At 61.5% G+C, this 13,971-nt stretch carries 11 protein-coding genes and 5 tRNA genes; 15 read left to right on the plus strand and 1 reads right to left on the minus strand.

Annotated elements, in window-relative coordinates; genetic code table 11:
* Positions 1 to 37: 37 nt before the first annotated feature.
* The 15 genes from aruF to mgtE all read left to right on the plus strand — a co-directional run bounded on the left by aruF (position 38) and on the right by mgtE (position 13,542).
* Positions 38 to 1,057 carry an arginine/ornithine succinyltransferase subunit alpha gene (gene aruF, locus ACFY68_RS21830; protein ID WP_346615023.1) on the plus strand — a complete coding sequence of 340 codons (1,020 nt, stop codon included), beginning with the start codon at positions 38 to 40 and terminating at the stop codon, positions 1,055 to 1,057.
* 54 nt (positions 1,058 to 1,111) lie between these two features.
* A complete protein-coding gene (astA, locus tag ACFY68_RS21835; protein ID WP_346615024.1) occupies positions 1,112 to 2,140 on the plus strand; it encodes an arginine N-succinyltransferase in 1,029 nt (342 codons plus the stop codon).
* Complete coding sequence (astD, locus tag ACFY68_RS21840; RefSeq protein ID WP_387531626.1) at positions 2,141 to 3,604, plus strand: succinylglutamate-semialdehyde dehydrogenase; 1,464 nt, start codon at positions 2,141 to 2,143, stop codon at positions 3,602 to 3,604.
* A 23-nt stretch (positions 3,605 to 3,627) separates the two neighbouring features.
* Positions 3,628 to 4,977: an N-succinylarginine dihydrolase gene (astB, locus tag ACFY68_RS21845; RefSeq protein ID WP_387531629.1), complete on the plus strand. Its 1,350-nt coding sequence runs from the start codon at positions 3,628 to 3,630 to the stop codon at positions 4,975 to 4,977.
* 14 nt (positions 4,978 to 4,991) lie between these two features.
* Positions 4,992 to 5,285, plus strand: a complete 294-nt coding sequence (locus tag ACFY68_RS21850) for a topoisomerase II (RefSeq protein ID WP_346615027.1) — start codon at positions 4,992 to 4,994, stop codon at positions 5,283 to 5,285.
* 10 nt (positions 5,286 to 5,295) lie between these two features.
* On the plus strand, positions 5,296 to 6,303 hold the full coding sequence (gene astE / locus ACFY68_RS21855) for a succinylglutamate desuccinylase (RefSeq protein ID WP_387531632.1): 1,008 nt from the start codon (positions 5,296 to 5,298) through the stop codon (positions 6,301 to 6,303).
* Positions 6,304 to 6,628: 325 nt separating this feature from the next.
* Positions 6,629 to 9,253: an alanine--tRNA ligase gene (gene alaS, locus ACFY68_RS21860; RefSeq protein ID WP_387531635.1), complete on the plus strand. Its 2,625-nt coding sequence runs from the start codon at positions 6,629 to 6,631 to the stop codon at positions 9,251 to 9,253.
* An 85-nt stretch (positions 9,254 to 9,338) separates the two neighbouring features.
* Complete coding sequence (locus ACFY68_RS21865) at positions 9,339 to 10,574, plus strand: aspartate kinase (protein ID WP_346615030.1); 1,236 nt, start codon at positions 9,339 to 9,341, stop codon at positions 10,572 to 10,574.
* A 165-nt stretch (positions 10,575 to 10,739) separates the two neighbouring features.
* Positions 10,740 to 10,928 carry a carbon storage regulator CsrA gene (gene csrA / locus ACFY68_RS21870; protein WP_003254503.1) on the plus strand — a complete coding sequence of 63 codons (189 nt, stop codon included), beginning with the start codon at positions 10,740 to 10,742 and terminating at the stop codon, positions 10,926 to 10,928.
* 72 nt (positions 10,929 to 11,000) lie between these two features.
* Positions 11,001 to 11,091 (plus strand) — tRNA-Ser (locus ACFY68_RS21875).
* A gap of 106 nt (positions 11,092 to 11,197) precedes the next feature.
* A tRNA-Arg gene (locus ACFY68_RS21880) sits at positions 11,198 to 11,274 on the plus strand.
* Between the two features lie 72 nt (positions 11,275 to 11,346).
* Positions 11,347 to 11,423 (plus strand) — tRNA-Arg (locus ACFY68_RS21885).
* Between the two features lie 73 nt (positions 11,424 to 11,496).
* A tRNA-Arg gene (locus ACFY68_RS21890) sits at positions 11,497 to 11,573 on the plus strand.
* A 71-nt stretch (positions 11,574 to 11,644) separates the two neighbouring features.
* A tRNA-Arg gene (locus ACFY68_RS21895) sits at positions 11,645 to 11,721 on the plus strand.
* A gap of 378 nt (positions 11,722 to 12,099) precedes the next feature.
* Positions 12,100 to 13,542 (plus strand): magnesium transporter, encoded by a 1,443-nt coding sequence (gene mgtE / locus ACFY68_RS21900; protein WP_346615031.1) that lies wholly within the window; start codon positions 12,100 to 12,102, stop codon positions 13,540 to 13,542.
* A 99-nt stretch (positions 13,543 to 13,641) separates the two neighbouring features.
* Here the strand turns inward: mgtE and ACFY68_RS21905 are convergent, their stop codons facing one another.
* Positions 13,642 to 13,968, minus strand: a complete 327-nt coding sequence (locus ACFY68_RS21905) for an Arc family DNA-binding protein (RefSeq protein WP_003254499.1) — start codon at positions 13,966 to 13,968, stop codon at positions 13,642 to 13,644.
* Positions 13,969 to 13,971 lie beyond the last annotated feature (3 nt).

The raw sequence follows: 13,971 nt of genomic DNA on the forward strand, positions 1-13,971 counted from the left end.
CGTCGTGAACGGCCAGTTTTTCCAAAGGAGTGACACCATGCTGGTGATGCGCCCCGCGCAAATGGCTGATCTGAATGAAGTGCAGCGCATGGCTGCAGACAGCCCCGTTGGTGTCACCTCGCTGCCGGACGACGCTGCCCGCCTGGGCGACAAGATCGCCGCCTCGGAGACGTCGTTCGCCGCCGAAGTCAGCTTCAACGGTGAAGAGAGCTACTTCTTCGTCCTTGAAGACAGCGAGACCGGCAAGCTTGCCGGTTGCTCGGCCATCGTTGCCTCGGCCGGTTATTCCGAGCCGTTCTACAGTTTCCGTAACGAAACCTTCGTGCACGCCTCGCGCGAGCTGAAGATTCACAACAAGATCCACGTTCTGTCGCTGTGCCACGACCTCACCGGCAACAGCCTGCTGACCAGCTTCTATGTGCTGCCCGAACTGGTCAACAGTGGCTGGGCCGAGCTCAATTCGCGCGGTCGCTTGCTGTTCATGGCGGCGCACCCGGAGCGCTTTGCCGATTCGGTGGTCACCGAGATCGTCGGCTATAGCGACGAGCAAGGCGAGTCGCCGTTCTGGGATGCCATCGGGCGCAACTTCTTCGACCTCAACTACGCCCACGCCGAGCGCCTGTGCGGCCTGAAAAGCCGTACCTTCCTCGCCGAGCTGATGCCGCATTACCCGATCTACGTGCCCCTGCTGCCGGACGCTGCGCAGGAAGCCATGGGCCAGGTGCATCCGCGTGCGCAGATCACCTTCGACATCCTCATGCGCGAAGGCTTCGAGACCGAACATTACATCGACATCTTCGACGGTGGCCCCACCCTGCATGCGCGTGCTTCGGGCATCCGCTCGATCGCCCAGAGCCGTGTGGTGCCGGTCAGGCTCGAAGAGGCACCGGCCAAGGGTGGCCGCCCGTACCTGGTGTGCAACGGCCAGCTGCAGGATTACCGCGCCGTGCTGCTTGAGCTGGACTGGGTGCCGGGCAAGCCGGTCAGCCTCGGTGCGCAGGCCGCGGAAGCGTTGGGTGTGGGCGAGGGCGCCAGCGTGCGCCTGGTCGCGGTCTGAAGCCTGGGAACAGAGAGTTTTGCGGTGGCCGCAGCTGCCGCTCAAGGAGATAGCATGATCGTTCGTCCTGTACGCAGCAGCGATTTACCTGCGCTGATCGAATTGGCACGCAGCACCGGTACCACCGGGCTGACCACCTTGCCAGCCAATGAGGAGCGCCTTGGGCATCGCGTTGGCTGGGCCGAAAAGAGCTTCCGTGGCGAAGCCGAGCGTGGCGACACCGACTACCTGTTCGTGCTGGAAAACGATGAAGGCCTGGTGGTCGGCATCAGCGCCATCGCCGGTGCCGTCGGCCTGCGCGAGCCCTGGTACAACTACCGGGTCGGCCTGACCGTCAGCGCCTCGCAGGAGCTGAACATCTACCGCGAGATTCCGACCTTGTTCCTGGCCAACGACCTGACGGGCAACTCCGAACTGTGCTCGTTGTTCCTGCGCAGTGACTATCGCTCCGGGATCAACGGCCGCTTGCTGTCGCGGGCGCGCATGCTGTTCATCGCCGAGTTCCCCGAGCTGTTCGGCAACAAGATCATCGCCGAGATGCGCGGCATGTCCGACGAGCATGGCCGGTCGCCGTTCTGGGAAAGCCTGGGTCGGCACTTCTTCAAGATGGAATTCAGCCAGGCCGACTACCTCACCGGCGTGGGCAACAAGTCGTTCATCGCCGAGCTGATGCCCAAGTTCCCGCTGTACACCTGCTTCCTGTCGGAAGCAGCACGCAACGTCATCGGCCGTGTGCACACCGATACCGAGCCTGCGCTGGCCATGCTCAAGCAGGAAGGTTTCAACTATCAGGGCTATGTCGACATCTTCGACGCCGGCCCGGCTATCGAATGCGAAACCTCGAAGATTCGTGCGGTGCGCGAAAGCCAGACCTTGGTGCTGGCCGTGGGCACGCCGGGCGATGACGCCACCCCTTACATCATCCACAACCGCAAGCGCGATGACTGCCGCATCACCGCCGCGCCCGCGCGCCTGGCCGCTGGCACCCTGGTGGTCGACCCGCTGACCGCCAAGCGCCTGCGCATGGGCGCTGGCGACAACGTGCGCGCAGTGCCGCTTTCAGCAGCCCGGGAGGCCCAGTAAATGACCACGCATTACATCGCCGGCAACTGGCAGGCTGGCCGGGGTGAAGCCCTGCAATCGCTCAACCCGGTGACCCAGGCGGTTATCTGGCAAGGGCAGGGCGCTGACGCCAGCCAGGTCGACGCTGCCGTGCAGGCCGCTCGCCAGGCCTTCCCGGCATGGGCGCAACTGAGCCTGGAAGCGCGCATCGATGTGCTGGAGAAGTTTGCCGAGCAGCTCAAGACGCATTCCGAGGCGCTGGCTTACTGCATCGGTGAGGAAACCGGCAAGCCGCTGTGGGAATCGGTCACCGAAGTCACCAGCATGGTCAACAAGGTAGCGATCTCGGTGCAGAGCTACCGTGAGCGCACCGGTGAAAAGAGCGGCCCGCTCGCCGATGCCACCGCAGTGCTACGGCACAAGCCCCACGGCGTGGTCGCCGTGTTCGGGCCGTACAACTTCCCCGGCCACTTGCCCAACGGCCATATCGTGCCAGCGTTGCTGGCAGGTAATTGCGTGGTGTTCAAGCCCAGCGAGCTGACGCCCAAGGTCGCCGAGTTGACGGTCAACTGCTGGATTGCTGCAGGCCTGCCTGCCGGTGTGCTCAACCTAGTCCAGGGCGCGCGGGAAACGGGCGTGGCAGTGGCTGCCAACCCGGGTATCGATGGCCTGTTCTTCACCGGCTCCAGCCGTACCGGCAGCTTGTTGCACCAGCAGTTCGCCGGGCGGCCAGACAAGATTCTGGCCCTGGAAATGGGCGGCAACAACCCATTGGTGGTGGACGAGGTCAAGGATATCGACGCGGCGGTCTACACCGTCATCCAGTCGGCATTCATCTCTGCCGGTCAGCGCTGCACGTGCGCTCGCCGCTTGCTGGTACCGCAGGGTGCCTGGGGCGATGCGCTGCTCGAGCGACTGGTCGAGGTGTGCAAGACCATCACGGTCGGTGCCTTCGACCAGCAGCCGGCGCCCTTCATGGGCTCGGTGATCTCGCTGCAGGCAGCGCAGGCACTGGTTGCTGCCCAGGCCGAACTGCTTGGCAAAGGCGCCATCAGCCTGCTGCAAATGACCCAGCCGCAGGCCAACGCCGCCTTGCTGACCCCAGGCATCCTCGATGTCACTGCCGTGGCCGAGCGCCCCGACGAAGAGTTCTTCGGCCCGCTGCTGCAGGTGATCCGTTATACGGACTTCGATGGCGCCATCGATGAGGCCAACAACACCCAGTACGGGCTGGCCGCCGGCCTGTTGTCCGATTCCCGTGCCCGTTACCAGTACTTCTGGCTGCGCAGCCGCGCCGGCATCGTCAACTGGAACAAGCAATTGACCGGCGCTGCCAGCAGTGCGCCGTTCGGTGGCGTTGGCGCCAGTGGCAACCATCGCGCCAGCGCCTATTACGCGGCCGACTACTGCGCTTACCCCGTGGCTTCGCTGGAGACCGCCAGCCTTGCCTTGCCGGCGACCCTGACGCCGGGCGTCACCCTATAACAACAGGTCACGGAGCCTAGCCGATGAAATCCTATGAAGTGAATTTTGATGGCCTGGTGGGGCCTACCCACAACTACGGCGGCCTGTCCTACGGTAACGTGGCTTCGCAGAGCAATAGCCAGCAGGGCTCAAGCCCCCGTGAAGCGGCGCGCCAGGGCCTGGCAAAGATGAAAGCGTTGGCTGACATGGGCTTCAACCAAGGCGTGCTGGCCCCACAGGAACGCCCGGACGTGGCCGCGTTGCGCCGCCTGGGTTTCAGTGGCAGTGATGCCGAGGTGATCCAGCGCGCCGCCAAAGAAGCCATGCCGCTGCTGGTCGCCAGCTGCTCGGCGTCGAGCATGTGGGTGGCCAATGCCGCCACTGTCAGCCCCAGCGCCGACACCGCCGACGGCCGAGTGCACTTCACTGCTGCCAACCTGAACTGCAAGTACCACCGCAGCATCGAGCACCCGACCACCAGCCGTGTGCTGGCCGCCATGTTCAACAACGACAAACACTTTGCCCACCACCCGGCACTGCCTGCCGTGGCACAGTTTGGCGATGAAGGCGCGGCCAACCACACGCGCTTCTGTCGCAGCTATGGCGAAGCTGGCGTCGAGTTTTTCGTCTATGGGCGCAGTGCATTCGACAGCCGCTACCCGGCGCCGCAGAAGTACCCGGCACGTCAGACCCTCGAGGCTTCCCAGGCGGTAGCGCGGCTGCACGGCCTGAGTGACGACGGTGTGGTCTACGCTCAACAGAACCCGGCGGTAATCGACCAGGGGGTGTTCCACAACGATGTGATTGCGGTGGGTAACGGCGAGGTGCTGTTCTACCACGAAGACGCCTTCCTTGAGACCGATGCGGTGCTTGGCCAACTGCAAGCTAAACTGGCCAGCAAGGGCGGCAACTTCCAGGCCATCCGGGTGCCACGGGCTAAGGTGGCGGTAGAGGACGCGGTACGGTCCTACCTGTTCAACAGCCAGCTGCTCAGCCGTGAAGACGGCTCGATGCTGCTGGTGGTGCCGGAGGAGTGCCGCAACAACGAGCGCGTCTGGGCCTACCTGCAGCAGTTGGCCAGCCAGGGCGGCGCGGTGCAGGAGGTCAAGGTGTTCGACCTCAAGCAGAGCATGCAAAACGGCGGTGGGCCGGCTTGCCTGCGCTTGCGTGTGGCACTGAAGGAAACGGAACTGGCGGCGGTCAATCCAGGCGTTATCATGACCGCCCCGCTGTATGACACGCTGCTGCAGTGGGTCGACAAGCACTACCGCGACCGCCTCGGCGAGGCGGACCTTGCCGATCCGCAGTTGCTGGTCGAATGCCGTACGGCACTGGATGAGTTGACCCAGATCCTGAAGTTGGGTTCGGTCTATCCGTTCCAACGCCAACCTTGAAGAGAGAGTTTGTAATGACCGACGCCCTGCGCCTGATCCTTGAAGATGAAGACGGCACCCAGCTGGAAACCTCATGCACTCGTTTTGCCGTGGTGTGGCAAGGCAAGGAAGTGTGGATTCAGCAAGACGGCCGCGGCCAGTTGCTGATTGGCGTCGATGTCGATGAAAACGACGCCGAGTTTGCCAACCTGCTGCTGCGCCCAATGGCCACCAACCTGGTCAGCCTGCAGCTGGAGATGGAGCCGGCAGACGTCGGCGATGAAGGCGATGATCACGTCCATGGCCCCGATTGCGGCCACCACCACTAAGGAAGCGCCTATGCTCGCCCTTGGCAAATTGCTTGAGCTGACCCTGACCGATCACGAGCCGGCCGAGAAGACCCAAGTGACACCCAAGGGCGTGCGTTTGCGCTGGCTGGGGGAGGGCGCGCTGGAAGTGCGCCCTCCGGAAAACGACGATTGTGGGCTGGACCTGCTGCTATCGGCAGGTATTCATGGCAATGAAACCGCGCCGATCGAACTGCTCGAACGGCTGCTGCATGGCGTTGCCAATGGCAAGATCAAGCCGCGTGCTCGGGTGCTGTTCCTGTTCGGCAACCCGGCAGCCATCCGCAAGGGCGAGCGCTTCATCGAGCAGGACATCAACCGCCTGTTCAATGGCCGCCACGAGCTTTCCAGTGGTTTCGAGGCGCTGCGCGCCGCCGAGCTGGAACAGTTTGCCCGGGTATTCTTCAGCAAGCCTGAGCGCACCCGCCTGCATTACGACCTGCATACCGCCATCCGCGGTTCCAAGATCGAGCAGTTCGCCCTGTACCCTTACAAGGAGGGTCGCCAGCATTCCCGGCGCGAACTGGCGCGCCTGGCGGCCGCCGGCATGGAGGCGGTGCTGCTGCAGAGCAAGTCGTCGATCACCTTCAGCGCCTTCACCTATGAGCAGCTCGATGCCGAGGCATTCACCCTGGAGCTTGGCAAGGCGCGGCCATTCGGGCAAAACGAGCAGGTCAATCTCGACAAGCTGGAAGAGCGCCTGATCCAGATTATCGAAGGTGCCGAGCCCGCGACCGAAGGTTCGCTGGACGGTTTGCAACTCTTCAGCGTGGCGCGCGAGATCATCAAGCACAGCGAGGGCTTCCGCCTGCACCTGCCTGCGGACATCGAGAACTTCTCCGAGCTGAGCAAGGGTTACCTGCTGGCCGAAGACTTGGCGGAAATGCGCTGGGTGGTCGAGGAGGAGGGCGCGCGGATCATCTTCCCCAACCCCAAGGTCAAGAACGGGCTGCGCGCCGGGATTCTCATCGTCCCGGACTCGGGGCAACGGCTGGGATGAATTGCTGGGGCCTATTGCCGGCGTGCCGGCGAGAGGGTCAGAACCGTCAGTTTTGGATCCGAGCGCATCCGTTAAAAGTATTTAATTAACCGCCTGTTCCATTTTCCCTTCCCTTGGGCGGTAATTGGCTTGCCAGCGGCAAAAGCCTGCCTTTAGCATCCGGTCATGTCTTTTTCGTTTGCTTGAGCTGAAAAGCCGTCCAATCGACGCTTTCTATCGCATAAACACACTGCACCGAGATTGCAGGACCGATATAATGCGGCCCTTTGCCGTCGTTTCGTCGACGCGTTTGCCCCCAAGGGCCGCCGTTTCCGTGGAAGAACCTATGAAAAGCGCAGAAATCCGTGAAGCCTTCCTTCGCTTCTTCGAAGAGCAAGGCCATACCCGAGTCGCCTCCAGTTCGCTGATTCCGAACAACGACCCGACCCTGCTGTTCACCAACGCAGGCATGAACCAGTTCAAGGACTGCTTCCTCGGTGCAGAGAAGCGCGCCTACACCCGTGCGGTCAGCAGCCAGAAGTGCGTACGCGCCGGCGGCAAGCACAACGACCTGGAAAACGTCGGCTACACCGCGCGTCACCACACCTTCTTCGAAATGCTGGGCAACTTCAGCTTCGGCGACTACTTCAAGCGCGATGCGATCACCTTCGCCTGGAACTTCCTGACGTCCGACAAGTGGCTGAACCTGCCCAAGGAAAAGCTCTGGGTCACCGTTTACGCCAGCGACGACGAAGCCTACGACATCTGGACCAAAGAAGTCGGCGTGCCGGCCGAGCGCATGGTGCGCATCGGTGACAACAAAGGCGCCCCGTACGCCTCCGACAACTTCTGGACCATGGGCGATACCGGCCCGTGCGGCCCGTGCACCGAGATCTTCTATGACCACGGCGCTGATATCTGGGGCGGCCCGCCCGGCTCCCCGGAAGAAGACGGCGACCGTTACATCGAGATCTGGAACAACGTCTTCATGCAGTTCAACCGCACTGCCGACGGTGTTCTGCACCCGCTGCCAGCGCCGTCGGTGGATACCGGCATGGGCCTTGAGCGCATCAGTGCGGTAATGCAGCACGTGCATTCGAACTACGAGATCGACCTGTTCCAGAACCTGCTGATCGCAGCCGCCAAGGCCATCGGTTGCAGCAACGACGGCCAGGCTTCGTTGAAGGTCGTGGCCGACCACATTCGCTCCTGCGGCTTCCTGATCGCCGACGGCGTGCTGCCGTCCAACGAAGGCCGTGGCTACGTGCTGCGCCGCATCATTCGCCGCGCGTGCCGTCACGGCAACAAGCTGGGCGCAAAGGGCAGCTTCTTCTATCAGATCGTCGCTGCCCTGGTCGCCGAGATGGGCGAGGCCTTCCCGGAGCTCAAGAGCCAGCAGGCGCACATCGAGCGCGTGCTCAAGGCTGAAGAAGAGCAGTTCGCCAAGACCCTCGAGCAGGGCCTGCGCATCCTCGAGCAGGACCTGGCGCAGCTCAAGGGCAACGTAGTGCCGGGCGACGTGGTGTTCAAGCTGTACGACACCTACGGCTTCCCGATGGACCTCACCGCTGACATCGCCCGCGAGCGCGAGCTGACCATCGACGAAGCCGGCTTCGAGCGCGAGATGGACGCCCAGCGTGAGCGTGCCCGCTCCGCCAGCGCCTTCGGCATGGACTACAACAGCCTGGTCAAGGTCGACACGGCCACCGACTTCGTCGGCTACAGCACCACCGAAGGCCAGGGTAAGGTCATCGCCCTGTACAAGGACGGCCAGGCCGTCGACCAGCTGGGTGAAGGCGAGCAGGGCGTCGTGGTCCTGGACCGTACGCCGTTCTATGCCGAATCCGGTGGCCAGGTCGGTGACTGTGGCTACCTGCAGACCGGTGCCGTGCGCTTCGACGTGCAGGACACCACCAAGACCGGCGGTGCATTCCTGCACCATGGGGTCGTCAGCAGCGGTGCGTTGGTCATCGGTTCGCCGGTCGAGGCCAAGGTCGATGCCGAGGTGCAGCACGCCACTTCGCTGAACCACTCGGCCACCCACCTGTTGCACGAAGCGCTGCGCCAGGTGCTGGGCGAGCACGTGCAGCAGAAGGGCTCGCTGGTCGACAGCCAGCGCCTGCGTTTCGACTTCAGCCACTTCGAAGCGGTGACGCCTGCGCAGATCAAAGCGCTCGAAGACATCGTCAACCGTGAAGTGCGCAAGAACACCCCGGTGCAAACCGAAGTCACCGATATCGAAACCGCCAAGCGCAAAGGCGCAATGGCCCTGTTCGGCGAGAAGTATGGTGATACCGTGCGCGTGCTGAGCATGGGTGGCGATTTCTCCGTTGAGCTGTGCGGCGGTATCCACGCCAAGCGCACCGGCGATATCAGCCTGTTCAAGATCATCAGCGAAGGTGGCGTGGCCTCTGGCGTACGCCGTATCGAAGCAGTTACCGGCGCTGCCGCGCTGGCCTACCTGAACGCTGCCGAAGAGCAGGTCAAGGAAGCCGCGCAGCTGGTCAAGGGTAACCGTGACAACCTGATCGACAAGCTGTCGGCTGTGCTTGAGCGCAACCGCCAGCTGGAGAAGCAGCTGGAACAGCTGCAGGCCAAGGCCGCCAGCGCCGCCGGGGATGATCTCTCCAACGCGGCTGTTGAGGTCAAGGGCGCCAAGGTGCTTGCTGCCCGCCTGGATGGGCAGGACGGCAAGGCCCTGCTGGCGCTGGTCGATCAGCTGAAGAACAAGCTCGGCCACGCAGTGATCCTGCTGGGCAGCGAGCATGAGGGCAAGGTCGTGCTGGTGGCCGGCGTGACCAAAGACCTCTCCAGCCAACTCAAGGCTGGCGACCTGATGAAACAAGCCGCTGCGGCGGTGGGTGGCAAGGGCGGTGGCCGTCCGGACATGGCCCAGGGTGGTGGCGTCGACGTCGCTGCGCTGGACCAGGCCCTGGCGCTGGCCGTGCCGTTCGCAGAGCAGGGACTTTGAGATGAAGGGGCCGGCGGTCTAGTCGCCGGCCCCTTCATGTTGGATGGTTTTTTTGGGGCCCTGTATGGGCTGAGGCACCATTGAAATGGCGTTGATCGTACAGAAATTTGGCGGTACCTCTGTCGGTTCCATCGAGCGGATCGAGCAGGTTGCCGACAAGGTCAAGAAACACCGTGAGGCGGGCGACGACCTGGTGGTTGTGCTGTCGGCCATGAGCGGCGAAACCAATCGCCTGATCGAGCTGGCCAAGCAGATCACCGATCAGCCGGTTCCGCGTGAGCTGGACGTGATCGTATCCACCGGCGAGCAGGTCACCATTGCACTGCTGGCCATGGCCTTGATCAAGCGTGGCGTGCCGGCTGTGTCCTACACCGGCAACCAGGTGCGCATCCTCACCGACAGCTCGCACAACAAGGCGCGCATCCTGCAGATCGACGATCAGAAGATTCGTGCCGACCTCAAGGCCGGGCGCGTGGTGGTTGTGGCTGGTTTCCAGGGCGTCGACGAGCATGGCAGCATCACCACCCTCGGCCGTGGCGGCTCCGACACCACCGGTGTGGCCCTGGCGGCCGCGCTCAAGGCTGACGAGTGCCAGATCTACACCGACGTCGATGGCGTCTACACCACCGACCCGCGTGTGGTGCCGCAGGCTCGCCGCCTGGAGAAGATCACTTTCGAAGAGATGCTGGAAATGGCCAGCCTCGGTTCCAAGGTGCTGCAGATCCGTTCGGTGGAGTTCGCCGGCAAGTACAACGTTCCGCTGCGCGTGCTGCACAGCTTCAAGGAGGGTCCGGGGACCCTCATTACCATTGATGAAGAGGAATCCATGGAACAGCCGATCATTTCCGGTATCGCCTTCAACCGTGATGAAGCCAAGCTGACCATTCGTGGCGTGCCGGACACCCCGGGCGTTGCTTTCAAGATCCTCGGCCCGATCAGCGCCTCGAACATCGAAGTGGACATGATCGTGCAGAACGTGTCGCACGATAACACCACCGACTTCACCTTCACCGTGCACCGCAACGAGTACGAGAGTGCTTACCGTGTGCTGGAGAACACCGCGCGTGAAATCGGTGCCCGTGAAGTGATCGGCGACACCAAGATCGCCAAGGTCTCGATCGTCGGTGTTGGCATGCGTTCGCACGCCGGCGTTGCCAGCCGCATGTTCGAAGCCCTGGCCAAGGAGAGCATCAACATCCAGATGATCTCCACGTCCGAAATCAAGGTTTCGGTGGTCATCGAAGAGAAGTACCTGGAGCTGGCCGTACGCGCGCTGCACACCGCGTTCGAGCTCGACGCTCCGGCCCGACAGGGCGAGTAAGGCGTTGCCTTGAGGGGCGCGGCTTGCCGCGCCCTTCGCGTTTCTGCTCGTTACGCAGGCCCTGTCCTGCCAGCGTGACGCGCTTTGCGGCCTGAGTCGTTGTCCGCGACCAGGCCCTGCTGTTACCAGACTGTTATCCCTGAATGTTTGCCTAAGGAGAAAGCTATGTTGATTTTGACTCGTCGGTGCGCCGAGAGCCTGATCATTGGAGACGGCGAGATCACCGTGACGGTGCTCGGCGTGAAAGGAAACCAGGTGCGTATCGGCGTCAGCGCCCCTAAGGAAGTGGCCGTTCACCGCGAAGAAATCTACCTGCGGATCAAGAAAGAGAAGGATGAGGAGCCAAGCCTTTAATTCTTTTGAAGTTTTTTTCAAAAAAAGGGTTGCAAACGAGGAAGAGCCTGTTTAATATTCGCCTCGTGTTGCGGTGAGGTGGCCGAGTGGCCGAAGGCGCTCCCCTGCTAAGGGAGTATACCTCATAAGGGTATCGGGGGTTCGAATCCCCCCTTCACCGCCATTATTTGCGTAGGGCGCTGTAAACGGTAAGAACGCTAAGTCGTTGATTTTAAACGAAAAGATTCTTGCAAAAATGTTTCAGCGACCTATAATGCGCGGCAAGACACGGACTCATAGCTCAGCTGGATAGAGTACTCGGCTACGAACCGAGCGGTCGCAGGTTCGAATCCTGCTGAGTCCGCCATTTTTGAAGTGGCTTTGCTTGCAAGGGTGCTTCAAACAACCAGTGGTAATCTGGTCTAAAACTACCAACTACGGACTCATAGCTCAGCTGGATAGAGTACTCGGCTACGAACCGAGCGGTCGCAGGTTCGAATCCTGCTGAGTCCGCCATTTTTTGAAGTGGCTCTGCTTGCAAAGGTGCTTCAAGCAATCAGTGGTAATCTGATTCAAAACTACCAACCACGGACTCATAGCTCAGCTGGATAGAGTACTCGGCTACGAACCGAGCGGTCGCAGGTTCGAATCCTGCTGAGTCCGCCATTTTTGAAGTGGCTCTGCTTGCAAAGGCACTTCAACCCACCAGTGGTAATCTGGTCTAAAACTACCAACACGGACTCATAGCTCAGCTGGATAGAGTACTCGGCTACGAACCGAGCGGTCGCAGGTTCGAATCCTGCTGAGTCCGCCACACAATCAAGAAGCCCGCTCATTTGAGCGGGCTTTTTGTTTTCTCCCGGTCACTGATTTATCAGTGATGCCCGCTAGACTCAAAACTAACCAGCGCCACAATCTTTTGCGCGGTGCATGTGTTCTTTCTTTCGCCGCTGCCGTCGCACAGATAGCTTCGAGCGTTGTCCTAGCTTTATCGCGCAAACGATTGTTCTGGCCAAAAATTTAGGCGATCTGCCCGCTTAGGCAGTGTATGATTGCGCCCGTCAGCCCCGCCGGGGCTTGTGGAATACCACCATGGACTTACCCAGTAGTTACTCCTTAACACGTTTCATGCAGCTTGATCTGACCGATTGATTCTCCCGGCGTGCTCCGCTGCTGGGAGTGGAGTTCGCCTATGACTGAAGTAGAAGTAAAAAAAGCGCAAGAGAGCCTGCAGGATCGCCTGGCCCAGGTGGTCGAGCTATTGCAGCGTCAACGCGTGGTGGAAGACCTGACCCACCGTCAGGAAGGTCATCACCACGATCTGGTGGAAAACCTCGTCCACCGTCAGAATCTTGTCGAGCTGCAACGTAAGCTCGACGACCTGCACCCTGCAGACATCGCCTACATCCTCGAAGCCTTGCCTCTGGAAGACCGCCTGACGGTCTGGCAGCTGGTGCGCTCGGATCGTGATGGCGACATCCTGCTCGAAGTTTCCGATTCGGTACGCCAATCGCTGATCGCCGACATGGACGATCACGAGATCCTCGCCGCGGCCAAGGAGATGGACGCCGACGAACTGGCTGACCTGGCGCCGGAACTGCCGCGTGACGTCGTTCACGAGCTGATGGAAACGCTCGATGCCCAGCAGCGCGAGCGTGTACGTTCGGCGCTGAGCTACGACGAGGAGCAGGTCGGTGCACTGATGGACTTCGAGATGGTCACCATCCGCGAAGACATCAGCCTGGAAGTCGTGCTGCGCTACCTGCGCCGTCTGAAAGAACTGCCCAACCACACCGACAAGCTGTTCGTGGTCGACTACGACGGCATTCTCAAAGGTGTGCTGCCGATCAAGCGCTTGCTGGTCAACGACCCGGACAAGAAGGTAGCGGAGGTCATGGCGACCGACCCGGTATCCTTCCACCCCGAGGAAGATGCCTACGACGCTGCACAGGCGTTCGAGCGTTATGACCTGGTTTCGGCGCCGGTGGTGGACAAGAGTGACCGCTTGATCGGCCGTTTGACCATCGATGAAATGGTCGACCTGATTCGCGAGGAGAGCGAAAGCGAAGTCCTCAACATGGCGGGTCTGCGTGAAGAGGAAGACATTTTTGCCTCGGTCTGGCGTTCGCTGCGCAACCGTTGGGCATGGCTCGCGATCAACCTTATTACCGCATTCCTGGCTTCGCGGGTTATTGGCCTGTTCGAAGGTTCCATCGAGAAGCTGGTAGCCCTGGCTGCACTGATGCCCATCGTTGCGGGCATTGGCGGCAACTCCGGCAACCAGACCATTACCATGATCGTTCGCGCCATGGCGTTGGACCAGGTGTCACCGGGCAATACCAGCCGCCTGATGCGCAAGGAGCTGGCAGTTTCGCTGCTCAATGGTCTGATCTGGGGTGGGGTGATCGGTATCGTCGCGTTCTGGCTGTACGGCAGCTGGTCACTGGGCCTGGTGATGACTGCGGCGATGACCTTGAACTTGTTGCTGGCCGCGCTGATGGGGGTATTGATCCCCATGACCCTGACGCGTCTGGGGCGCGACCCGGCCATGGGCTCCAGCGTGATGATCACTGCCGTGACCGACAGTGGTGGCTTCTTCATCTTCCTGGGGCTGGCGACGCTGTTCCTGCTGTAACAGCGTCAACGCCTGGGGGCTGCCTGGCAGTTCCCCCGGCGTTCTCGGCACAACGAAAAAAGCCAGCTTGCGCTGGCTTTTTTGTGCTCGCTGTACGCTTCAGGAAGCGTCGGCGGCCATTTCCACATCGTGAGCGATGAGGGCCACCAGCGCGTTTTGCTGGCGGTGCGACAACTGGCGGAAGCGTTGCAGCAGCTCGCGTTCATGCAGGGACAGTTCAGGGCTGTCCAGGCGCATGCTCAGCTCGTCGCCCAGCGCACCTTCCTGGATAAGGCTCTGTTCCAGGCGAGCGATGATTTCGGAGTTCATGCTGCGATGATGGTTGCGCGCTACCTCGGCAATGCGCTCACGCATTCCGTCTGGCAGGCGGACTACAAACTTGTCAGCGGTGCGGCTCGAATAAATAGCCTGTTTCATTGGGCGCATATA

It is taken from the genome of Pseudomonas sp. NPDC012596 (assembly GCF_042902325.1).
Taxonomy (GTDB): Bacteria; Pseudomonadota; Gammaproteobacteria; order Pseudomonadales; family Pseudomonadaceae; genus Aquipseudomonas.

Coding starts and splice junctions, on each gene's coding strand:
- aruF (WP_346615023.1), top strand. CDS start 38: ATGCTGGTGATGCGCCCCGCGCAAATGGCTGATCTGAATGAAGTGCAG.
- astA (WP_346615024.1), top strand. CDS start 1,112: ATGATCGTTCGTCCTGTACGCAGCAGCGATTTACCTGCGCTGATCGAA.
- astD (WP_387531626.1), top strand. CDS start 2,141: ATGACCACGCATTACATCGCCGGCAACTGGCAGGCTGGCCGGGGTGAA.
- astB (WP_387531629.1), top strand. CDS start 3,628: ATGAAATCCTATGAAGTGAATTTTGATGGCCTGGTGGGGCCTACCCAC.
- ACFY68_RS21850 (WP_346615027.1), top strand. CDS start 4,992: ATGACCGACGCCCTGCGCCTGATCCTTGAAGATGAAGACGGCACCCAG.
- astE (WP_387531632.1), top strand. CDS start 5,296: ATGCTCGCCCTTGGCAAATTGCTTGAGCTGACCCTGACCGATCACGAG.
- alaS (WP_387531635.1), top strand. CDS start 6,629: ATGAAAAGCGCAGAAATCCGTGAAGCCTTCCTTCGCTTCTTCGAAGAG.
- ACFY68_RS21865 (WP_346615030.1), top strand. CDS start 9,339: ATGGCGTTGATCGTACAGAAATTTGGCGGTACCTCTGTCGGTTCCATC.
- csrA (WP_003254503.1), top strand. CDS start 10,740: ATGTTGATTTTGACTCGTCGGTGCGCCGAGAGCCTGATCATTGGAGAC.
- mgtE (WP_346615031.1), top strand. CDS start 12,100: ATGACTGAAGTAGAAGTAAAAAAAGCGCAAGAGAGCCTGCAGGATCGC.
- ACFY68_RS21905 (WP_003254499.1), bottom strand. CDS start 13,968: ATGCGCCCAATGAAACAGGCTATTTATTCGAGCCGCACCGCTGACAAG.